Origin of the sequence: Pseudomonas baltica (assembly GCF_014235765.1) — a bacterium.
GTDB classification, from domain to species: Bacteria; Pseudomonadota; Gammaproteobacteria; order Pseudomonadales; family Pseudomonadaceae; genus Aquipseudomonas; species Aquipseudomonas baltica.
This window is the reverse complement of the sequence record NZ_JACMYH010000001.1, coordinates 988110-1009823: the sequence shown is the minus strand read 5'-3', so window position 1 is coordinate 1009823 and position 21714 is coordinate 988110. Positions and strand designations below refer to the sequence as shown.

The following is a 21714-nucleotide window of genomic DNA, read 5'->3' as shown; positions in this document are numbered from 1 at the left end:
CGGCCACGGACCGCTCCTACGGAGGGGCGCGGTTCAGTCCTGATGCATGCCGTAGCGCTGGAACGACGAACGTTTCGGCAGTCGGTAGCGGGCGCGCCCCAGCAGTTGGTTGACGATGGTGGCGTTGCGCGTCGGGGCGATCCCCAGGTCGGGTGAGCCGACGCCGTGCTGAAAGATTTCCGCGTTCTGGATGAAGATCTTGCCGGCGCCGTCGTCACGGCGGCGCGCGGTGAAATCCGCCTGCACCACGCAGTCACCATAGCTGTCGGTGTCCAGCAGTGTGTCCTTGAGCCGTTCGAACCACTGCGGCCAGGTGTGCCGGTAACCGGTCGCCGCAACGATGGCGTCCGCTTCGAGCGTGCCGGTCTGGTCCAGTTCACGGTGCCGGTAGGCGATACGCAGTGCGCCGTGAACATCCTCCACACGCTGCACCTCGCAGTTCGACAGCAAGGTCAGCCCTGGGTCACGCCCGCCGATGGAGCGCTCGTAGATCAGGTCGTACAAGGCGCCGATGGTCGAAAAACTGATGCCCTTGTACAGCAACCCTTGCCCGGCAACCACTTCGCGCCGTCGCTCGGGCGCCAGACTATGGAAGTAGTCCATATAGGCAGGGGTGAAGCATTCCTGGCCCAGCTTTGAGTACTCCATCGGATGAAAGCCCGGCGAGCGCGTGATCCAGCGGATCGAGGCGCCTGCCGCGACCCGCGCCGGCGTCAGTTCGCTGAACAGTGCCAGTACACATTCCGCTGCGCTTTGCCCGGAACCGATGACGGTAACCTGCCGGCACTCGGCCAGTTCCGCCTGACGTTTGCCGAATTGCGCCGAGTGCATGATCGGCGCAGTGCTCCTGACCTGTGCCCACTGGGGCAGCAGGGGCTGGGTGCCGATGCCTACGGCCAGGTGTCGGCTGCGGTATTGACGCTTGAACCCCGAGATCGACTGGCTCTGGATCAGGAAACGCTGGGTGTCGGCGTCATGGGTCACCTCGCAGACTTCCTCGTCGAAACGGCAGGCACCCAGGCGCTGCGCTGCCCAGCGGCAGTAGTGGTCGTATTCCAGCCGAGGTACCTGGAAGTTGTCGTAGTAATAGAACGCGTGCAGCCGATCGTGGTGATGCAGGTAATTGAGGTAGCTCAACGGGTGGGTTGGATCGGCCATGGTCACCAGGTCCGCCAGAAAGGGCACCTGCAAGGTGGTGCCGGGAAGGAGCAGGCCTTCGTGCCAGCGAAACTCGCTCTTGCGTTCCAGGAACAGATGACTCACCTCGGGGTGGCCATCGAGCAGCGCGGCCAGGCCCAGATTGAACGGGCCGATGCCTATGCCTGCAATGTCTATCGTCGTTACATCCGTCATCCCGTCTCTCCATGAGCATTGTCGGGTGGGCGCGACGCCGTTGCAGGGCGCCGCATTCGATTCAGTCGGTCAACGTGGCTGCGCTCTTGGCGAGCAGGCGCTGCACGTCGTGGGCATTGCGGCACTGCAGTAGCTGGCCGGGCGACAACGTCACTGCGAAACGCTCGCGTAGCCCGGCCGCAATGGCTTTCAGGTGCTGTGGTCGCAAGCCCAGGCTGATGAAGTGGGTGGTAACGTCGTCGGCATGCTGCGCCGGGCGGCCCAACACGCTCAGGTAGACCTGCAGCACGGACAGCGCCAGCGTGTCGGCAGCCGGCGACGACTCGGTGGCCGGTACGGCGAGCAGCGCGCGTGCCTGCCGGCGGTCGACCTTGCCGTTCTGCGACAGCGGCAGCTGGTTGACGGCCAGCAGGCGCGTTGGCAGGTGCGAAGGCTGCAGGTGTTCGCGGGCGTAATTGCGCACTTGGACGACGCTGACTGGCGGCATGCCGGCAGCGCTCACGTACAGCACGCCGAGGTTGGTTTCGCCCTGGCTGGAGTCCTGGTAATCCACTACCAGCACCTGGCACAGCGCAGGATGGTTGCTCAGGACCTTCTCGACATCGGGCAGCGAGACGCGCACGCCGCGCACCTTCACATAGCCGTTGACCCGGCTGTCGAAGATCAGGGTGCCATCCGCGCGATAGCGTCCGCGGTCACCGCTGCGGAAGGCCCTGATCGGTTGTCCCTGTTCATCGCCGACCGTGATGAAATCGGTCTGCGCGTATTCGCCGCCTTCCAGATAACCGAGCGCCAGGTTCACGCCCGCGGTATGGATACGCCCCACAACGCCCGGCGGGCAATGCTGGCCGTGGTCATCGAGCAGCAGGTAACGGTTGCCCGGCAACGGCTCGCCGTAGGGAATCAGCGTGCGGTCGTCGCTGCCGATCTCGTGCCAGATGCTCCAGATGGTGGTTTCGGTGGGCCCGCCCAGGGAGATCAGGCGGGCGTGCGGCAGGCATTCGCGCAACTGGGCGATCACCACCGGCTTGATGTAGTCGCCACCCTGGGCGATCAGGCGCAGGCTGCGCAGGTCATGCTCGCCGCGACCGGCCAGGAGCATTTCCACGATCGCTGGTACCGAACACCAGAGGCTGACCCGATGCTCGGCGATCAACTGGTTCCAACGCACCGCGTCCTTGTCCTCGTTCACCGCCGGCAGCACCAGCGTGGCTCCGGCGCTGAGGCTGCCGAAGACGTCGAACAGCGACATGTCGTGGTGCAGCGGCGTCACTGACATGAGCACGTCGTTCTGGCTGACTTGCCACCGCGCCAGCGTGCTGCCGATGACGTTGGCGGTCGCGCGGTTGTTCAGCACCACGCATTTGGGTTGGCCCGTGGTCCCCGAGGTGTACAGATAATAGGCGGGCGCTTCACTCAGGGAAAAATCGGGCAACGACACGGGGAAGGGCGCGTGCTTGGCGAGCAGCTCGGCCATGATGGCCATTGGCTGTTCGATGGGTTCGAGATCGGCCAGTACGACCAGATCAGGTTGGCAGTTGTCCAGCAGGTAGCGGCGGCGTTGCTCGGGTGCTTGAGCATCGATGGGCACCCAGATCACACCCGTCAGCGCGCAGGCCAGGGTCAGCATCGTGTGCTCCGGGCTGCGCGGCAGACAGATCGCGATCACGTGACCGCGGGTGAGACCTCGGGCCTGCAAGGCGGCGATCACCCGTGCCACGCCGTCGCCCAGTTCGGCGTAGCTCAGCCGCCGGGATCCGCAGATGAGTGCAGTGCGGGTGTTGTCGGCATCGAAAACCTGCTCGGCGATGTGGGCCAGGAAAGGTGCCTGGCAGGCATCGCGCTCGGGGCTGTTGCGGCGATAGTGGGCGGTGTCGAGCAGCGGCGCCGTTTCCAGGGTGAAGCTGTCGTGGGCGGCGATCTGGCTGACGGCGTCGTCCAGCATGCGCAGAATGTCGCTGACTTGCGCCGAATCCATCACCTCGTGCGCATAGTCGATATCGACCCGCAGCGAGCCTTGGGCGTCGGTCGACAGGCGAATGTCCATGGCCACCTGCGGCGTCTGGGTCAGCCCGCCGTGCAGGCTCATGGCGCTGTCGGCTGGCGTCACCGGCCACGACAGGCCGCTGGTGATCACCACCGGCAACACCGGCCCCGGGCCGTGGCGCTCGAACAGCAAACGAGTCAGGTCGACCCCGGAATACGCCAGGTGCTGCAGTCCCTCCAGCACATCCACCTGCAGCGCCTTGGCACGTTCGGTGAACGGGCGCCGATCGGCAATCCAGTTGATGGCGATAAAGCTCGAGTGGTTGGCCAGGTCGGCGCTGCGGGTTGGCGCGACCGGCAGGGCGACGCACAGATCGCCCTCGTCGAGCCAGTGCGAGAGCACTTCCAGAACCACCGCCATCAGTGCGGAATTCTTGAACAGGCGCTGTTGTGCGGCCCGTCGGCTCAGCGCTGCAAAGCGCGATTGGGGCACCTGCAGACTCTGCCGTTGGTAGCGAGACGGACCGGCCTGGGCAAGCGGCCGTTTCCACGGCAGGCAGGGCGGCCCGCTGACTGCCGCGAGCTTCTCGCGCCAGTAGGCCATGTCTGCCTTGCGTTGCTCGCTCGCGTCCGGCGCTGGCAGCGGGGCCGCTGCTGCCGAGGGCTGCTCGGGCGTGCCGGTGAACAACTCCACCAGCAACGCTGCGATGGAGTGGCCGTCCACAATCAGGGCGTCCATGCGCACGAACACGACGTGCTGGTCCTGGGCCAGTTCGAACAGCGTGACGTTCCACGGCGCCGCGTGCAGGCCGAATACGGCATGTGCGTAAGCTTCGCGGCGCTCTTCCACCTCGCGCAGGCCATCGCTCAGGGGCAAGTGGCGCAGGTCGATTTCATCCAGATGGGGCTCGGCCACATCGCTGACGTACTGCACGCAGCGCTGGGCATCGATGTGGGTACGCAGGCTCGGGTGGCGCCGGACCATGTCGGCCAGGCGGGCACGCAGCACGGCTGTGTCGATGTGCCCGCGGTATTCGCGAAATTCCTGCATGGCCACGCCGCCCAGCGGCATGTGCGCGCCGCGCCCCAGCAGGTAGGCCTGCTGCAAAGCGTTCAACGGGCGTCGGGCCGGCGGCGGCGACAGGGGTTGATCCAGGCGGGTCGGATCGGCGGCAACCGCTTGCACCCGCGCGACGAAGCGCTCGAACAGAGGGGACACCCAGGCCAGCGGCAGGGCATCGACACGGATATCCCAGTTGATCGAAAGCCCTTCGTCGATGTGAGCGACCTGAACGTCCAGGGCCACCTGCGGACCTTGGGAGATCACCCAGTTCATCGGGCCGAACGCCCGCCGCACACGTTCGGAGAACAGCTCGCCCTTGCTGCGCTCCAACGCAGCGGTGAAGACCACCGGCGCCAGTTGCGCCGAGCCCGTATGCCGCGACAGGTCGCGCATCAGTTCGACGCCGGAATAGGCGCAGTGCTCCAGGGCCTGGATCAGGCTGTCACCCAGCTGTCGGCACAGAGTCGCGGGACTGCTGGCGTCGGCCATCTCCACGTCGATGATCAGCACGTTGGCGAATTCGCCGATGATGCCCTGCACCTGGGGCTGCACCGGCGCGCGCCAGAAGCTGGGGACATTGAGGCGAAAGCGTGGATCGCCGGTGCGCTCGCCCAGCACCGACGCGAACAGCCCCAGCATCAGGCTGGACAGGGTCAGTCGGCGCTCCCGCGCCAGCTTCTGCAGGGCTTGGTAGTGCCCGGCGTCGAGCCAGGTATGCAGGCGCTGGCTGTGCGGCTGCGCTGCGCTTGATTCGAGCAGGGGCAGGGTTGGGGCGGGCGCGATGTGGTCCAGGCGCTGGCGCCACCAGTGGCGATCGCGGTCGCGGGCAGCCTTCACCGCAGGGTCTGCCCGCAAGGTGTCCAGCCACTGGAAAAACGTCGGCGGCGTCGAAGCCGGCTGCTCGGGTGCTTCGTAACCGACGGCCAGGTCTTCCATCAGCGTGGGAAAACTGGACGGGTCGATGGCGATCATGTCGCTGTCGACGTGCAGGCGGAAGCGATTCTCGGGCAGCAGGCTGACGCCCACGCGCAGCCCGCCGACGTCTACCAGATCCAGCTGCTGATGGGTCCAGGCTTCGCGTTTGCGCTGTAGCGCCTGTTGCAATTGCACGGCCGGCAGATCGCTCAAGTCGTCGACTTCAAGCGCCGGCCCGCGCGCCGTTGGTGGGGTGTGTTGCAAGCCCTCGGGGCTGACCCGCAGGCGCAGCATGGGGTGACGGCTACAGGCATCTTGCAGCGCCGAGCGCAGGCGTTCGAGGTCGATTCCAGCGCCATCGAACTCGGCGTACAGGTGAGCTGACACGTTCCCCAAGGCCGCATGAGCAGTACGCCCGATCCAGCAGGCGGCTTGCATCGAAGTTAATTCTCGCATGGCTCACTCGTCTCACGTGATTGACAACGTTCCGTTTATGTCGTCACCATTAGAAACAATAATCATTCACATTCGCAATTAAAACTTACATTCCAGGGCAGGGAGGCGACACCTCAGATGAGATCAGCCATCGTCAGGGCGACTGCGCCGCAAGACGTGCAACACGGTGTGCAAGATGACAATTTTTCGTTCATGTCGGGTCAGCGCGAGTTGCGTGCCCGCGGGCTGGCACAGCGCATCGAGACTCCGGCGGTGGGCGGGCAGGACGCGCAGGGTCGCTTCCAGCAAGCCATCCAGCGCGCTTTCGAGCAGGCGCGAAAGGCCGGGCAGGCCGTGCCGATGGTGGTCGGTGCGATTCCCTTCGACCCGTCCGAAGCGTCGTGCCTCTACGTTCCGGAGCAGGCGCAGTGGCACGATTTGGAGCCGGGCGGGGCGGGTACGCCGAGCCCCATGCCGTCGTTGCTGGAGCAGCGTAACCTGCCCGACCAGCACGCGTTCATGCGCTCGGTCGAGCACGCCGTGGCCAACTTCGGCTACAGCGACGTGCGCAAGGCGGTGCTGTCGGTGCAGCGCGAACTGGTGTTCAGCCAGGCCATCGACGTGAATGCCCTGGCCCATAACCTGCGGGTGCAGAACCCCAGCGGCTATCACTTTCGCGTGCCCATGGCCGACGGCGCCACCCTGCTGGGCGTGAGCCCCGAGTTGCTGGTGCGCAAGCACGGCGCCTCGTTCGTTTCCAATCCGCTGGCCGGTTCGGCCAAGCGCATGACCGATGCCGACGCCGATCGACGCAATGCCCAGTGGTTGTCCGAATCGGACAAGGACCACTACGAGCATGGCTTCGTCACCGCAGACATCGCCGCGCGGGTCAGCGAGCTGTGCACGCGGCTGGACGTACCGCAACGGCCTTCGCTGATCAGCACCCCGACCCTCTGGCACCTGTCGACGCGCATCGAAGGCACATTGGCCGACGCCTCCGTGTCGGCTCTGCAACTGGCCTGTCGCCTGCATCCCACGCCTGCCGTGTGCGGTTTTCCCACCGAATTGGCGCGGCGTCTGATTCGTTTCGTCGAACCCACCGAGCGCGGCCTGTTCACCGGCATGGTCGGCTGGTGCGACGCCCAGGGCAACGGCGAATGGGTCGTGACCATTCGCTGCGGTACGGTCGCCGGCCCCAAAGTCAGGCTGTTCGCCGGCGCCGGTATCGTCGAAGCCTCGCAACCGGCGGCGGAATGGGCCGAGGTCCAGACCAAGCTGCGCACCATGCTCCAGGCGTGCGGACTGCACGCGTGATTTCCCCTTCCTCATGACGAGTGAAACCATGACTATCGAATTCACCCGCTGGCCACAGGACCGTGCCCAGGCCTACCGCGACCTTGGCTACTGGCTCGACCGGCCACTGACGCGGATCCTCGAAGAGCGCTGCCAGGCACAACCCGACGCGCCGGCGATCATCTGCGGCGAGCGTAGCTTCACCTACACCGAGCTTGACCGTCTCTCGTCCAACCTGGCCTCGCGCCTGGCTGCGTGCGGCCTGGGCCGTGGCGATGCGGCGCTGGTCCAGCTGCCCAACATTGCCGAGTTCTACATTGTATTGTTTGCCTTGTTCAAGGCCGGCATCGTGCCGCTCAATGCGTTGTTCAGCCACCGCAAGCTGGAGCTGGGGGCGTACGTCAAGCAGCTGTCGCCGCAATTGTTGATCGCCTCGCGCGAGCACGAAGTGTTTCGCGATGACAGCTATGAAAGCCTGTTCGAACAAGCGACGGCCCAGCCTCGGGTCGCTCTGTTTCTGGGCGATTCGCGCAACCAGCACAGCCTCGCCCAATGGCTCGAGACGCCGGCCACCGAGCAGGTCGCCTACGCGCCCACAGCCGCCGATGAAGTGGCGCTGTTCCAGTTGTCCGGGGGCAGCACCGGCACGCCCAAATTGATCCCGCGTACCCACAACGACTACCACTACAACGCGCGCGCCTGCGCCGAAGTCTGCGCCCTTACGACACAGACACGCTTTCTGTGTGCCCTGCCGGCCGCACACAATTTCCTGCTCAGCTCGCCAGGCGCGCTGGGCGTGTTCTATGCCGGTGGCTGCGTGATCATGGCGGACAACCCCGAGCCGGCCGCGTGCTTCGCGCTCATCCAGCGGCACACGGTCAACACCGTGGCCCTGGTGCCCAGTGCCGTGGCCCTGTGGCTGCAGGCCGCGCCTCAGCACCGCCCGCAGCTGCAATCGCTGCGCTACCTGCAAGTGGGCGGCGCGGTGTTCGCCGACTCGTTGGCGCGCCAGGTGCCGACGGTGCTGGGCTGCCAGTTGCAGCAGGTGTTCGGCATGGCCGAAGGGTTGATCAACTACACCCGCCTGGACGACAGCGACGAGCAGGTGTTCACCACCCAGGGGCGTCCGGTCAGCCTCGGCGATGAAATCCGGATCGTCGACGAGCAGGGCGCCGAGGTACCCACCGGCGAGACGGGAATGCTCGCCACCCGAGGCCCGTACACCTTCTGCGGCTATTACAACAGCCCGGAGCAGAACGCCCAGGCGTTCGACGAACAGGGCTATTACTATTCCGGCGACCTGGTGCAGCGCCTGCCCAGCGGTGATCTGCGTGTGGTGGGCCGTATCAAGGATCAGGTCAATCGTGGTGGCGAGAAGATCGCTTCCGAAGAGATCGAAAACCTCATCGTGCTGCACCCGGACGTGACCCATGCCGGGCTGGTGGCAATGCCGGACCAGGCCCTGGGCGAGAAGAGCTGCGCGTTCGTGGTCACTCGCGATCCGACCCTCAAGGCGCCCGCGCTGCGCCGTCACCTGCTGGCGCTGGGCATCGCCGAATACAAATTGCCCGATCGTATCCGCATGATCCCCAGCATGCCGTTGACGGCCGTGGGCAAGATCGACAAGAAGCGGCTGCGCCAGCTGCTGGCGGTGGAAGACAACCGCAGCTGGCTGCAGACACGTCTGCTGCAACTGATCGAGGACGGTGAAGCCCTCGACCCTCAGGAGAATCTGATTTTCTACGGCCTGGATTCCCTCCAGGTGATGCGCCTGGCGGCCGAGCTCAAGGAGCGCGGCGTGGCCGTGAGCTTCGAGGAGCTGGCCACCGAACCGACCCTGGCCAACTGGTGGGCACTGGTCGAGAGCCGTCAGAAAGCTGCCTGATTCAAACGGCGAGCCGTGCCGGTGCAGTGCGGCTCGCCTGGTCATTCCAGAAAGGATCCACAATGACATTGTCTACTGCCGACACCGCCCGACTCGATGATTTCTGGCGACACTGCCTGGAGCATCAGTTCTTCAACATTGGCTACCCGGAAAATGCCGATTTCGACTACAGCGCACTTGAGCGCTTCCTGCGCTTTTCCATCAACAATTGCGGCGACTGGGGCGAACACAGCAACTACGTGCTCAACTCCTTCGACTTCGAAAAGGACGTCATGGCGTACTTCGCCGATCTGTTCGATATTCGCCGTGAGGACAGCTGGGGCTATGTCACCAACGGCGGCACCGAGGGCAACATGTTCGGTTGCTACCTGGCACGGGAGCTGTTTCCCGATGGCACCTTGTACTATTCGCGGGACACCCACTATTCGGTGGCCAAGATCGTCAAGCTGCTGCGCATCAAATGCCGCGCCGTGGACGCGCTGCCCAATGGCGAGATCGACTATGACGACTTGCTGGCGAAGATCGCAGCGGACGGGGAAAGGCACCCGATCATCTTCGCCAACATCGGCACGACCATGCGCGGCGCCGTCGACGACATCGCCATCATCCAGGCACGTCTGCAACAGGCCGGTATTGCGCGGCGCGACTACTACCTGCACGCCGATGCCGCGCTGAGCGGGATGATTCTGCCGTTCGTGGATACGCCGCAGCCGTTCACCTTTGCCGCGGGTATCGATTCGATCTGCGTATCCGGGCACAAGATGATCGGCTCGCCGATTCCCTGCGGCATTGTCGTGGCCAAACGCAGGAACGTCGAGCGCATCTCGGTGGAGGTGGACTACATTTCGGCGAGCGACAAGACCATCAGCGGTTCGCGCAACGGCCACACGCCGATGATCATGTGGGCGGCGCTGCGCACCCATTCGCCAGCCCAGTGGCGCCGCCGGGTCGCGCACAGCCTGAAGAGCGCCCAATACGCGGTCAATCGGTTGCGTGCCGGCGGCATCGACGCGTGGCGCAACCCGAACTCCATCACTGTGGTGTTTCCCTGTCCGTCGCCGGGGATTGCCCGCAAGTACGGTCTGGCCACCTCGGGCGATACCGCGCACCTGATCACCACGCCGCATCACCGCGACACCCGGTTCATCGATGCGCTGATCGACGAGGTGATCGCCGAGGCGCGCCCGGAGGTCTGGCGCGCTACCTTGCAGCGAAGCTGGCACGCGAACACCCAACTGCCGCCACGCAGCACGTCCTGGGCCGGCGGAGCCAGGCTCGACGGGCGGTGATGACCGGCTCATGGCGTGACACGTTGCCCATTCCACCTGAAGAACGAGGGAGACCATCTTGAATCAGCCACCCACACCCCAGGACTGTGCCAACCTGGAAGACATCCGTTGCGGTATCGACTGGCACGACCGGCAGATCTTCGACGCCCTGGTGCAGCGTTTGCAGTACGTCAAGGCCGCAGCGCAATTCAAACCCAGCGAGCAATCGATCCCGGCACCCGAGCGAGTTGCTGCCATGCTCGAACAGCGCCTGGAGTGGGCCACTTTGGCCGGCTTCGACCCGGCGTTCACCGAGGCACTGTTCGAACGAATCATCCACTGGAACATCCAGCAGCAGATCGCCCACTGGCGCACGACCCGAGCGCCCAGCGCCTGATCCACAGCGGCGTCCTTTTCGCGGGCAGAGCCCCGCTCCCACAGGGGATTAGCGCATCCTTTCCCCTGTGGGAGCGGGGCTCTGCCCGCGAAGGGCGCGCTGCGGTCCGACTGATGTTCTATGGCAGCACGATGTATTCGTTGCGCCGTTGAATGCCTTGGTGGGGCCCCTCGACCAGGTGCACGTAACGACCGCCGACCTGGTCGATCGGCACGCAATCGTCCACGTCCAAGACGGCGTCGGTGTGAGGCTGGCGCCAGTGTTCGAGGCACTGGCGACGGGCGCTGCTCTTGGCATCGCGCGCTGTGTGCGCCACCACCAGCAGGTAGTGGTGTGCTTCGCCGAACGACTGCGCCTCGTAGCCACCAAGATTGATCACATACAGCCGCGGCATGCCGGCGCCAGGCGCCAGCGGGCTGAACTCGACCTTCCACTGTTCGACACCGTCCACCGCCATCCAGGCATCGACGTGCAAACCTTTCTGACTGCCGAACCAGTCTGCCCTCAGCTGCGGATAAGTCGCTTCGAGCGAATCGGCAACGGCGCAGGCGATATCGTGCACTTCGATGCGCGCCTTGGGGTGCTTGCCGCCAAGCAGAACGACGTAGAGCATGGGTCGGGGTTCTCGAGTGGGGTGCTGGTACGACAGCATCCTGCCACTCATTGCTCAACGCCGTCTCGCTGAATGGGGCAGTCGGCACCGCCCCCTCAACGAACGTTCTTGTCGAGGAATTCGCGGATCACCGGAATGATCTCCCGGCCATGGGTTTCCAGGGCGAAGTGGCCGGTGTCGTAGAAGCGAATGTCCGCCTGGGGCAGGTCGCGCTTCCAGGCCTGCGCGCCGGCTGGAAGGAAGAACGGGTCATGCTCGCCCCACACGGCCAGCAGGGGCGGCTGGTACTGGCGGAAGTAGTCCTGAAAGGTGGGGTACATCGCCACATTGGAGGCGTAATCCAGCACCAGGTCCAGCTGGATGTCGGCATTGCCGGGCCGCGAGATCTGCAGGCCTTCCAGGGTGTAGCCGTCCGGCGAAACCGCGCTTGGGTCGCTGACCCCTTCCAGGTACTGCCATTTGATCGAAGCCGGTGTCGGAAAATCCCGCAAGGCATCGCGGTGCTCTTGGGTAGGCTCGCGCCAGTAGGTCTGGATGGGTGCCCAACCAGCGCCCAAACCTTCCTCATAGGCGTTGCCGTTCTGCGAGATGATCGCACTCACGCGCTCGGGGTGCGCCACGGCCAGGCGCCAACCCACTGGAGCACCGTAGTCGTGGACCATCAGCGCGTAGCGGTCCAGCTCGAGCTGTTCGGTGAACTGGCCGATGGTCTGCGCCAGTTGGCTGAAGGTATAGGCGTAGTCGCCCCGGGCGGGCGCTTCGGTGAAGCCGAATGCAGGCAGATCCGGCGCGATCACATGGTAGCGGTCGGCCAGTTGCGGAATCAGGTCGCGAAACATGAACGAAGACGCGGCAAAGCCATGCAGCAGCAACACCGTGGGCGCGCCCGGATCGCCGGCTTCTCGGTAGAACACGTTGACATCGCCGACCTGCTCGTAACGGTAGTGCACCGTGCGGTCGGCATGGGCGTTCGGCGCGGTGCTGGTCAGCAGCGAAGCGGCAAGCGCGGCTGCGGATTTCGAAATGGTCATGACGGCTCCTGATGTAACCCTTGATTGGTGTGTTTGAAGGTTACGGAGCATTCTGGTAACCTGTCAAACTAATTTTATGGGTTACAGAACGTCATGAATCTTACCGCCATCGCTCCTGACACGTTGTTCGTGGCCGACAACCTGGCTCTGGATTTCATCAATACCCAATACGGCGTGGGCGATCAGCAGCACGATTGCCTGCGCGACGACGAGGACGTACTGAAGTGGCTCGACGCTGCTGGCCTGCCTGCGCGGCATGACCAGGCGGACACTGCTCGCGGACTATTGACCCAGGCCCTTGCGCTGCGCGCGTGTGCCAAAGGACTGGTGAACGCCGCGATGACCGGGGAAGAAGCCGACCCTGAAGTGGTCAACCAGATTCTCGAGGCCGGGCGTCCTGTCAGCGGCTTGCAGTGGAATGGCGCGGCACCGGCGTTTCGCATCGAGGTGCAGCCCAGGGATGCTGGTTCGGCAAGCCTGCTGTGGCCGGTGGCCGACGCTCTGGCCAGACTGGTCACGGGGGACACATTCGAGTTCGTTCGGCAATGCGAAGCCCATGACTGCGTGCTGTTCTTTCACGACCTGAGCAAGTCGCATCGACGCCGCTGGTGCAGCATGGCGACCTGTGGCAATCGCATGAAAGTGGCGGCGTTTCGGTCCAGGAAGAAGCCCGAATAGACTTGTTTCAGCGGCTTCCCGGCGCCGGGAAATGCAACGCAAAGCGGATGCGTCCGGGCTGCGGCTGGGTCACGCTGGCCTCGCCGGCATGCAGCTGCATGATTGCCGCGACAATGGCCAGTCCCAGGCCATTGGAGTCCGAATTATGCTGGCGCGAAGCGTCGCCTCGGTAGAAACGATCGAACAGGCTGGCCAGCGCCGAAGGCTCCAGGGCAGGGCCCTGATTCTCTACCACGATGACGCATTGCCCTTCTGTCGACTCTACGCTGATCAGGGCATCGCTGTGCGGGTCGGCGTAGCGGATCGCGTTGGCCACCAGGTTGCTCAACGCCCGTCGCAACAGCAGCGGGTCGGCGTGCAGGGTGGCGTCACCGGAAATCAGCAGGCGGATCTTGCGTTCTTCGGCGAGCCCTTCGAAATACTCGGTGACCCGCTCCAGCTCGTCGTGCACCTGCAGCGGCTGGCGCTGCACCACCGCCTGGGCGTCGTCGGCGCGCGCCAGGAACAGGATGCTTTCGACGATCCGGGAAATACGTTCCAGCTCCTCCAGATTCGACGCCAGCAGTGCCTGGTATTCGTCCGCACTGCGGCCTTGGCGCAGGGCGACCTGGCAGTGCCCCATCAACGAGCCCACCGGCGTGCGGATCTCGTGGGCGAGGTCTGCGGAAAATTGGTTCAGCCGCTGGTAGCCCTCGGCCAGGCGATCGAGCATGGCATTGTAGGCTTCGCTCAACTGCTGCAGTTCGACCGGCGTGTTGTCGCTGCTCATGCGGCTGTGCAGGCGTGCCGGGGAGATGTCGGTGGCGTGCGCCGCCATCTCGCGCAGCGGCCGCAAGCCGCGGCGCAGCAGCACGAAGCCGAGCAGGGCGGTGAGCAGGAACGCCGTGCCCACGGCCAGGTAGATCCGCTGGCGGAACTCGCCGAGCATGGCCATCTCCTTGACCATGATGTGCGCCGCCGTGAGTTGCACCTCGCGGCCACCGGAGGTGGTCAATACGCTCGCCGCCCGTAGGGGTATGCCCGAGGGTGCCATGCCGGTGCGCAGGTCGGCGCTGCCGGGAATCGCATCGTGGGCGACCGCAGGCACGGAGGGCAGGGTCGCGTGCAGCGGGTTGACCTGAATCACCGGTGGCCGGCCGGTCTCGGCAATGACGAAGATGTCGTCTTCGCTGCCGAGCATGTTCTGGAAGATCTGCGGGCTGCTCGACAGCTTGTCCAGGGTCAGGTCGTAGTGCAGCAGTTTGCGAAAGTGGTCGAGCCTCCCGAGCACGGCGTTGTCGCTGCGCTGCAGCACCGAAGCTTTCATCGATTCGTACAGGTACCAGCCGGCGCCGGCCACGGTGAGCATGGCCACCAGAGAGAAGGCCAGGGTCGAGCGCAGGGTCAGGGAAGGTTGGCGTCGGCTTCGCATGCCCGCACCTCGCAGACGTAACCAATGCCGCGCACGGTGTGGATGAGCTTGACCGGGTAGGGCTGGTCGACCTTGCTGCGCAGGCGCTTGACCGCAACGTCGACCACATTGGTATCGCTGTCGAAATTCATGTCCCATACCTCCGAGGCGATCTGGGTGCGCGAGAGCACGTCGCCTTCGCGCCGCAGCAGCAGGTGCAGCAGGGCGAACTCCTTGTTGGTCAGGGTGATCACTTCCTGTTGCCGCGTCACCCGGCGCCGCAGCAGGTCCAGTTCGAGGTCGGCGAGGTGGAAGCGATCGGCTTCACGGGCGCCGCCGCGGCGCAGGATGGTGCGGATGCGCAACAGCAGTTCGGTGAACGAAAAGGGCTTTACCAAGTAGTCGTCGGCGCCCAGCTCCAGGCCCCGAATGCGGTCTTGCAACTGGTCGCGGGCGGTCAGGAACAGCACCGGTACATTCTGCCGCGTGCGCAGCACCTCCATGATCTGGAAGCCGTCGATGCCGGGCAGCATGACGTCGAGCACCAGCAGGTCGTAGGGGTTTTCCAGGGCCAGGTGCAAGCCATCGGCGCCGTGCTGCGCCCAGTCGACGTTGTAGCCGGATTCGCCGAGGCCCTTTTTCAGGTACTCGCCGGTCTTGGTGTCGTCTTCGATCAAGAGGATGTGCATCGATCAGGCTCGCTCGGGCGTTCGCGGTTGCCGTTGAGGGTTCGTGGCGGGTGGGTTCGCACAGCGCAGTCTAACCAAGCGGCGCGGTGCTGTCGGTTACATTACCGTCATTGAGGCGCATGCCGCGCGAATGACAGAAATGTCATCGAGCGGTCATGCGCGCGTGCGGGTTGGTGGCCGAGGATGCATACACACCTACCGCAAGGAGTCGTACCGATGAAGATCAAAACTGCCCTGTCGACCACTCTGGGCACGTTGCTGCTCAGTGCCGCCGTGATGGCTTCGGCTGCAGACATGCCGGTGGTCAAGCCGATGCGTGGCACGGTCGATGGCCTGGACAACAACACCTTGTCTTTCACCACTCGCAGCGGCGCGCACCAGACCATCGGCCTGACCGACAAGACCGGCATCCGCTTGGTGTCCAAGGCCAACATCGACTCGATCAAGGCTGACAGCTTCATCGGCTCGGCGGCTACTCCCCAGGCAGATGGCACGCTGAAAGCGCTGGAAGTGACCGTGTTCGAACCCAGCCTGAAGGGCAGCGGGGAAGGGCACTACGGTTGGGAAAACGCCGACGGTACCACCGGCACCATGACCAACGGTACGGTCGGCAAGCTGGCCCAGGCCAATGGTCGGACCTTGACCGTGAACTACAAGGGCGGCGAGAAGCAGGTCGTCGTGCCTGAAGATGTGCCGATTGCCTATGTCGAAGCCGGCAGGTCGGAGCAACTGGTGAAAGGCGCCAAGATCGTCGTGTTCCCTGCCGAAGACGGCAAGACCGCCCGTGGCGTGGCAGTAGGCAAGGATGGCTTCCAGCCACCGATGTAACCTTTGTCATACCCCCGTGGCCGCGCTCCCACAGGGGTAGGTGCATCCTCTTACTTGTGGGGGCGGTCATTGGCGTGTGTTTCTTTGACATGGGAGGGCCATTCGATGGCCGTGCGTCGCATACATTCACTGACGGTACGCCTCACCCACTGGATCAATGCCTTCGGCATGACCTGCATGTTCATGAGTGGCTGGGGCATCTACAACGCCTCTCCATTGTTTGCGTTCCGTTTTCCGCCCTCGTTCACTCTGGGTGGTTGGCTGGGTGGCGCGATAGCTTGGCATTTCGCGGTGATGTGGCTGTTGGTGATCAATGGCCTCGTCTACGTCCTCTACGGATTGATCAGCCGCCACTTCAAGCGCGATTTGCTGCCGATCACTCCCCGCGCGGTCAAACGCGACCTGCGCGATGCCCTGCGTTTGCGGCTGATCCATGAAAAGGGCGTCTACAACGCGGTGCAACGCCTCATGTACTGGCTGGTACTGGCGGCCGGGGTGCTGATTCTGGTATCCGGGGTAGCCATCTGGAAGCCCATCCAGTTCCAGGAGCTGGTAGCACTGCTGGGCGGCTACGATTTCGCCCGCTACGTCCATTTCGCCGCGATGTCTGCCATCGGCGCCTTTACAGTGGTGCACCTGGCCCTGGTGCTGCTGGTGCCCAAGACGCTGCCGCCGATGATCACCGGCGGGGTAAGGCCTTCGACTACCGGGAAGACCGATCATGAATGAACCCAAATCCCGCCGGGTGGCTCCGATAATCCTGGAACCGGCCCAGCGCAGCCAGCTCGAAAGCCTGCAACGGCGACATTTCCTGCGCGGCGGCCTCACCGTCGGCGCCATGGCGATGCTCAGCGGCTGCAATCTGCAGGACGGTGATCAGGTCGACAAGGTGCTCTGGGCCATGTCGCGCTGGAACGATCGAGTGCAAGCCTGGCTGTTCAACGGCCAGCGTCTGGCGCCTACCTACAGCAAGGCGCAGATGACCCAACCGTTCCCGTTCAACGCGTTCTACAGCGAGGACGACATCCCCGATATCGACGTATCGGGCTACGCCCTGGCAGTATCCGGCCTGGTGCGCGACAAGGCGGCCTGGACACTTGAAGGTCTGCGCAAGCTGCCCCAGCAGACGGACATCACCCGGTTGATCTGCGTCGAAGGCTGGAGCGCCATTGGCCAGTGGGGCGGGGTGCCGTTGAAAACCTTCCTCGAGCACATTGGCGCCGATACCACAGCCAAATTCGTCGGATTCAAGTGCGCCGACCGCTACTACTCCAGCCTGGACATGCCCACCGCCCTGCACCCGCAGACGCTCCTGGCCCTGGACTATGGCGAGGTTGCACTGCCGCCCGAATATGGCTACCCATTGCGGGTTCGCGTGCCGACCAAGCTGGGCTTCAAGAACCCCAAGCACATCGTCGAGATCTTCGTCAGCAACGATTATCCCGGCGGCTATTGGGAAGACCAGGGCTACAACTGGTTCAGCGGCATCTAGCCGCGCGCGACGCGGCTCGCGCCGCTGCTACAGGGGTTCAGCGGCATCTGGAAGCGCGCATCCCCCTGTAGCAGCGGCGCAAGCCGCGTCGGCGGTAAATGCGGCCCCCCTGACACAACGCAGTAAACCCGGACGCGGCTCGCGCCGCTGCTACAGGGGTTCAGCGGCATCTGGAAGCGCGCATCCCCCTGTAGCAGCGGCGCAAGCCGCGTCGGCGGTAAATGCGGCCCCCCCTGACACACCGCAGTAAACCCGGACGCGGCTTGCGCCGCTGCTACAGGGGTTCAGCGGCATCTGGAGGCGCGCGCCCCCCTGTAGCAGCGGCGCAAGCCGCGTCGGCGGTGGATGCGTTCAGCCTGACACACCGCAGTGAACCCGGACGCGGCTTGCGCCGCTGCTACAGGGCTTTGCAAAACCATCGCAAGGTCAGGTTCTGGTGACGGTGAGGACCACGGCGGCGATTCGTTCTGCCTGGCGATACCCGGGGGTTTCCAGCTCCTCGCCGAATACGTCCGGGTCCACCTCTTCATAGGTCCATTGAAACCCTGGTACGTCCACCAGCGGTTGCGCCTGACTCAGAAACAAGTCGACGCCGGCCACCGACGGCGCGCCGGTGTACAGCAGCAGACTGCCGCCGGGCGCCAATCGAGCCAACGCCTCGCTGGCGATGCGCACCGACAAGGCCGACCCCAGTTCGCCGCCGCCGTCGCGATACGCCCGTGCCTGGGGATCCTGCATGTACGGAGGGTTGGCAACGATCAGATCGAAATCCCCGCTGGTGCCCTGCAGCACGTCGCTGTGCCAGGCCGCTACATTGGCTACGCCCGCCAGTGCCGCATTGACTGCAGTGAAACGCAACGCCGCAGGATTGATATCCACTGCCTGAACCTGCGCTTCGCGGCACGCCAGGGCAATCAGAATCGCCCCTGCGCCGCTGCCGCAACCGATATCGACCGCGCTGCGGATCGGCTGCCGGGACTCGTGCAGGTGCTTCTCGATGGCCCGTGCAAAACGATAGGTATCGGGCCCAAAGAAAACCGAATCCTGGGCGACGGTCGGATAGGCCGAGTGAACGAACAACTGCCCGCCCAGGCTGGACCAGCGCACCTCGCTGCGCAGCAGCCCCGACTGCTCGCTGACGATGGCATTTTCCAGCAATGCCGCCGTCTCCACTTCGGGCAACAGATTGTATTCGAACGGGCGACTCCAGCCGAACACATCGCGCAGGTCACGGGCGACCGCGTTGCCAGGCCGCTCGTTGTTGCGCTGATGGGTCAGCGGCGTCACCGTCACAAAGCGGTAGCCATCTGCCTGCAAGCGGCGACCAAGCTGGAGCAGCACCTGGTCCAGTTCCGCGCCCTCGACGGTTGGGCACACGTTCACCTGGTTCATGTCAGAGCCTCGTACCTCAATATTCATGGCTCAGCGCTCCCTCGCTCAGTCGCTGAGTGAATGCCCGGGTCGCTTCCAACCCCTCGGGCGATGCGTGCAGCGATGGCGACATCTTGCGAATCAGTGCCTGGGTCGGTTCCGCAGGCCGGGCTGTGCCGGTCGCAATGGCGACCGCGGGTGCGCGTCGGCGAAAGCGTGCCCTGAACGGATTGCTGGCGCCGGACTGATCGTCCAGCCAATCGCCGGCGATCCAGTCCTTGAGCAACTGCCGTTCGTAACCGTTGAACACGCCGAACATGGGCGCGCCCGGCCCATCGAGCATCTGCCAGAAACGGCTGGCCTCGGGGTCCTGGTGTCGCTTGATCCAGCCCTTGTTTTCCAGCGCGGTCAGAAAAGCGCCGCACTGGCCCGGCTTGGCCAGCCACTCGTTGACGGTCCTGCCTTCGAGGCGGCAGTAGTCTGAATGCATGTACTGGCCAAAGCCGCGCTTGCGCTCCAGCATCTGCACCACCTCATGGTCCAGATCGAAGCTCTCGATCACTGCGGCAGAGCCGATACCCAAGTCGTTGAGGTTGTAGCCTGCCCGCAGCCTCTGCAGAAACGCAGCGTTGTCCGCACCGCCCGGCAGCAGATCGAGAACGGCCGCTACCGCCTTGTGCGCGTGCCCGGTGCCAGCGTTGTCGATGGTCACGTGCAAGGTGAAATAGTAAGGGTCGATGCCCAGCTCGTTCAGTTCGAACGCAGTGATCAGCAGGTGCAGCGGCAGTTGCTCGTAGCCCAGGTTGTAGCCGATCACCTCGGGCAGGAAGTCCTCGCTGGCCTGGCCCAAGGCCAACTGAATGGCGCCTTGCAGGTACAGCTCGTCGGCCAGGTCGTGGGTCGCCAGGCAGTCGTGCTCGGCCAACAGCGCGCGGTACAGCGTGACGTGGTTGAGTGAGGGATCACCGTCGCCCAACTCTTCGAGGTAAGTGCGGATCAGGCCGTGATAGCGCCAGTCCGCCGTATGCCTGACGGTGCCGAACAACCACGCGCCATCGACCAGCTTGCTCGGTGCCACCTGTTGCAGGAAATACAGGGCGTGGGCCTTGTTGCTGAAAAACCGTCGGGGCGCGCCGGCGTGGCGCAGGGCAAGATACTCGGAATACTGGCGACCCACCGCCGCGGCGTTGTCGGCCACCCACTGCAACAGCTGCGCAGGGTTCGAGGGCATCGGGCAGGGCAGCTCGGCCGCCAGCGCCAGTTGTTCTTCGAGAAACTGCTTCGCCCGTCCTGGCTCGGTGGCGTCGGGCCTCTCGAGCAGCGACCGGTAGAGCGGCAGGGCAGTACGCTCGGGCCTGGCCCCTGAATGCGGATGGCCAGTGGATTCAAGCGGGATCATGACAGCACCCATCGTGTTTTTGGTGTCTGGTTTCGAGTGAGCCCGCCTGCAGAAATTCACCTGGACCGACGAACGCCCCTGCCGATCACGCCGCTTGGCTGTGGGTGTGCCCATGGCGATGCAGCGCCACCCAGATCACCACGCTGAGAACCCCGATCAAGGTCGCTGCCGATCCCAGCACCAGGTTGTGCGAAGTGCTGAACGCGGCTTGGCCAGCGGCGACCAGCTCGGCAGCCTGCGGGCCACCCAGCGCCTTCGCCGCGCTCATGGTTTCACCGATCGAATGCCGGGCCGTCTCCGCGATTGCCGGGGGCAACCCATCGGGCAGCTGGATGGAGCGGGTATAGCCGCTGCCCAGGACGATACCGAACCCGGTGATGCCAAGCCCTGTGCCCAGGTCATAGCTGGTGGCTTCGAGCGCGCCGGCCGAGCCGGCCTTGTGCGGCGGTGTACTGCTCATGATCGCCACCGACGATGCCGTCAGGCCAATGCTCAGGGACAGACCCAGCACCACCAGCAGGCCGATCACGGCCCATCCGCTGTGGTGCAGGTCAGCCATGGCCAGCCCTGCCAGGCTGGCACTGGCAGCAGCCAGCGACAGACTGCCGACCCAGCGCAGGCCAATGGCACGCAACAGCAGACCCGCCATGGGCCCGCCGACCGCCGAGGCGATCATCAACGGCAAGAGGAACATGCCGGCCTGGAGCGGTGTCTGGCCGAGAACGAATTGCAGCTCCTGAGCCAGCATCAATTCGACCCCGGCCAGGGCGCCCATCACCACCAATGCCATGACCACGCCTGCGCTGATCGCCGGTGAGCGGAACAGGCTGAGGTCGAGCATGGGGCGTGCGGCGTGCAATTGCTTGTGCCCGAACCAGCCCAGCATGGTCAGGCCAATCAGTGCCGACGCGCAGGTGACGAACACCGAACTGCCGGGCTTGAACCCGGACTTGAGCGCATAGACAGTGGCCATGATACCCAGCATCAGGATCAATGCCTGGCCGATGGTCCAGTTGCCGTCGCCGGTGATGGAGGTGCGCGGCACATGCTTGAGCACCAGCGGCATCACCACCAGCATCACCGGCACATTGACCAGAAACACCGCGCCCCACCAGAAATGCTCGAGCAGGGCACCGCCCACCAATGGCCCGATGGCCGCACCTGCCGAGCCGGTGGCACCCCAGACGCCCAGCGCCAGGGCCCGCTCGCGCTCGTCGTCGAAGGTTTGGCGGATGATCGCCAACGTGCAGGGAATGATCATCGCCGAGCCGAAGGCCATGAACGCCCGAGCGGCGATCAGAGTGGCCACGCTGGGCGAGAACGCCGCAAGCACCGAGCCGAGGCTGAAGATGCACAACCCGGTGATCAACAGCTGGCGATGGCCGATCCGATCGGCGAGGGTACCCATGGGGATCAGCAGGCTGGCCATGATCAACGGGTAGATATCGATGATCCACAGCACCTCGGTGCCAGTGGCCTGCAGCGCCAGGGTCAGCGAGGGGACCGCCACGTGCAGGATGGTCACGTCCAGCACCACGGGCAGAAACACCATCATGACCGCGACCAGTACCCACCAGCGTTTTGCAGATTGAGACGACGACACGGGACTTCCTTGAATTATCGAACGG

At 64.6% G+C, this 21714-nt stretch carries 17 protein-coding genes; 8 read left to right on the top strand and 9 right to left on the bottom strand.

The window, feature by feature from the left end; genetic code table 11:
- Window positions 1-33: 33 nt before the first annotated feature.
- Window positions 34-1353, bottom strand: coding sequence for a putative histamine N-monooxygenase (gene basC, locus H7993_RS04390; RefSeq protein WP_185793572.1), 1320 nt, complete (start codon window positions 1351-1353; stop codon window positions 34-36).
- A gap of 61 nt (window positions 1354-1414) precedes the next feature.
- A complete protein-coding gene (locus H7993_RS04385; protein WP_185793571.1) occupies window positions 1415-5773 on the bottom strand; it encodes an amino acid adenylation domain-containing protein in 4359 nt (1452 codons plus the stop codon).
- Between the two features lie 117 nt (window positions 5774-5890).
- Between H7993_RS04385 and H7993_RS04380 the strand changes: the two genes are divergently transcribed.
- The 4 genes from H7993_RS04380 (at window position 5891) to H7993_RS04365 (ending at window position 10595) form a co-directional block, all read left to right on the top strand.
- A complete protein-coding gene (locus tag H7993_RS04380; RefSeq protein WP_185793570.1) occupies window positions 5891-7066 on the top strand; it encodes an isochorismate synthase in 1176 nt (391 codons plus the stop codon).
- 28 nt (window positions 7067-7094) lie between these two features.
- The gene (locus H7993_RS04375) at window positions 7095-8930 is read left to right on the top strand and encodes a (2,3-dihydroxybenzoyl)adenylate synthase (RefSeq protein ID WP_185793569.1); all 1836 of its coding nucleotides are present in this window, start codon (window positions 7095-7097) and stop codon (window positions 8928-8930) included.
- A 62-nt stretch (window positions 8931-8992) separates the two neighbouring features.
- A complete protein-coding gene (locus tag H7993_RS04370) occupies window positions 8993-10219 on the top strand; it encodes a histidine decarboxylase (RefSeq protein ID WP_185793568.1) in 1227 nt (408 codons plus the stop codon).
- A gap of 58 nt (window positions 10220-10277) precedes the next feature.
- Window positions 10278-10595 (top strand): isochorismate lyase, encoded by a 318-nt coding sequence (locus H7993_RS04365; protein WP_206682961.1) that lies wholly within the window; start codon window positions 10278-10280, stop codon window positions 10593-10595.
- Between the two features lie 118 nt (window positions 10596-10713).
- Here H7993_RS04365 and H7993_RS04360 read toward each other — a convergent pair whose 3' ends face one another.
- The gene (locus H7993_RS04360; protein WP_185793567.1) at window positions 10714-11208 is read right to left on the bottom strand and encodes a DUF1543 domain-containing protein; all 495 of its coding nucleotides are present in this window, start codon (window positions 11206-11208) and stop codon (window positions 10714-10716) included.
- 95 nt (window positions 11209-11303) lie between these two features.
- Window positions 11304-12239: an alpha/beta fold hydrolase gene (locus tag H7993_RS04355; RefSeq protein ID WP_122478535.1), complete on the bottom strand. Its 936-nt coding sequence runs from the start codon at window positions 12237-12239 to the stop codon at window positions 11304-11306.
- A 93-nt stretch (window positions 12240-12332) separates the two neighbouring features.
- Between H7993_RS04355 and H7993_RS04350 the strand changes: the two genes are divergently transcribed.
- Window positions 12333-12917 (top strand): CGNR zinc finger domain-containing protein, encoded by a 585-nt coding sequence (locus H7993_RS04350; RefSeq protein WP_185793566.1) that lies wholly within the window; start codon window positions 12333-12335, stop codon window positions 12915-12917.
- 7 nt (window positions 12918-12924) lie between these two features.
- Here H7993_RS04350 and H7993_RS04345 read toward each other — a convergent pair whose 3' ends face one another.
- Both H7993_RS04345 and H7993_RS04340 read right to left on the bottom strand, forming a co-directional pair.
- A complete protein-coding gene (locus H7993_RS04345) occupies window positions 12925-14328 on the bottom strand; it encodes a heavy metal sensor histidine kinase (RefSeq protein ID WP_185793565.1) in 1404 nt (467 codons plus the stop codon).
- Complete coding sequence (locus H7993_RS04340; protein WP_185793564.1) at window positions 14301-14996, bottom strand: heavy metal response regulator transcription factor; 696 nt, start codon at window positions 14994-14996, stop codon at window positions 14301-14303. The genes H7993_RS04345 and H7993_RS04340 overlap by 28 nt, the downstream gene beginning before the upstream one ends.
- Window positions 14997-15218: 222 nt before the next feature.
- On the opposite strand from H7993_RS04340, the gene H7993_RS04335 reads away from it, so the two are divergent.
- From H7993_RS04335 to H7993_RS04325, 3 genes are all read left to right on the top strand, one after another.
- Window positions 15219-15824: a hypothetical protein gene (locus H7993_RS04335; RefSeq protein ID WP_185794170.1), complete on the top strand. Its 606-nt coding sequence runs from the start codon at window positions 15219-15221 to the stop codon at window positions 15822-15824.
- A gap of 105 nt (window positions 15825-15929) precedes the next feature.
- Entirely contained in the window at window positions 15930-16553 is a 624-nt protein-coding gene (locus tag H7993_RS04330) for a cytochrome b/b6 domain-containing protein (RefSeq protein ID WP_185793563.1), read from the top strand.
- Window positions 16546-17316 (top strand): molybdopterin-dependent oxidoreductase, encoded by a 771-nt coding sequence (locus tag H7993_RS04325; RefSeq protein WP_185793562.1) that lies wholly within the window; start codon window positions 16546-16548, stop codon window positions 17314-17316. Before H7993_RS04330 ends, H7993_RS04325 begins: the two co-directional genes overlap by 8 nt.
- 426 nt (window positions 17317-17742) lie before the next feature.
- Here the strand turns inward: H7993_RS04325 and H7993_RS04320 are convergent, their stop codons facing one another.
- The 3 genes from H7993_RS04320 to H7993_RS04310 form a co-directional block, all read right to left on the bottom strand.
- Complete coding sequence (locus tag H7993_RS04320; protein ID WP_185793561.1) at window positions 17743-18708, bottom strand: methyltransferase; 966 nt, start codon at window positions 18706-18708, stop codon at window positions 17743-17745.
- Between the two features lie 16 nt (window positions 18709-18724).
- The gene (locus tag H7993_RS04315; protein ID WP_185793560.1) at window positions 18725-20086 is read right to left on the bottom strand and encodes an iron-containing redox enzyme family protein; all 1362 of its coding nucleotides are present in this window, start codon (window positions 20084-20086) and stop codon (window positions 18725-18727) included.
- An 85-nt stretch (window positions 20087-20171) separates the two neighbouring features.
- On the bottom strand, window positions 20172-21689 hold the full coding sequence (locus H7993_RS04310) for an MFS transporter (protein ID WP_342345030.1): 1518 nt from the start codon (window positions 21687-21689) through the stop codon (window positions 20172-20174).
- Window positions 21690-21714 lie beyond the last annotated feature (25 nt).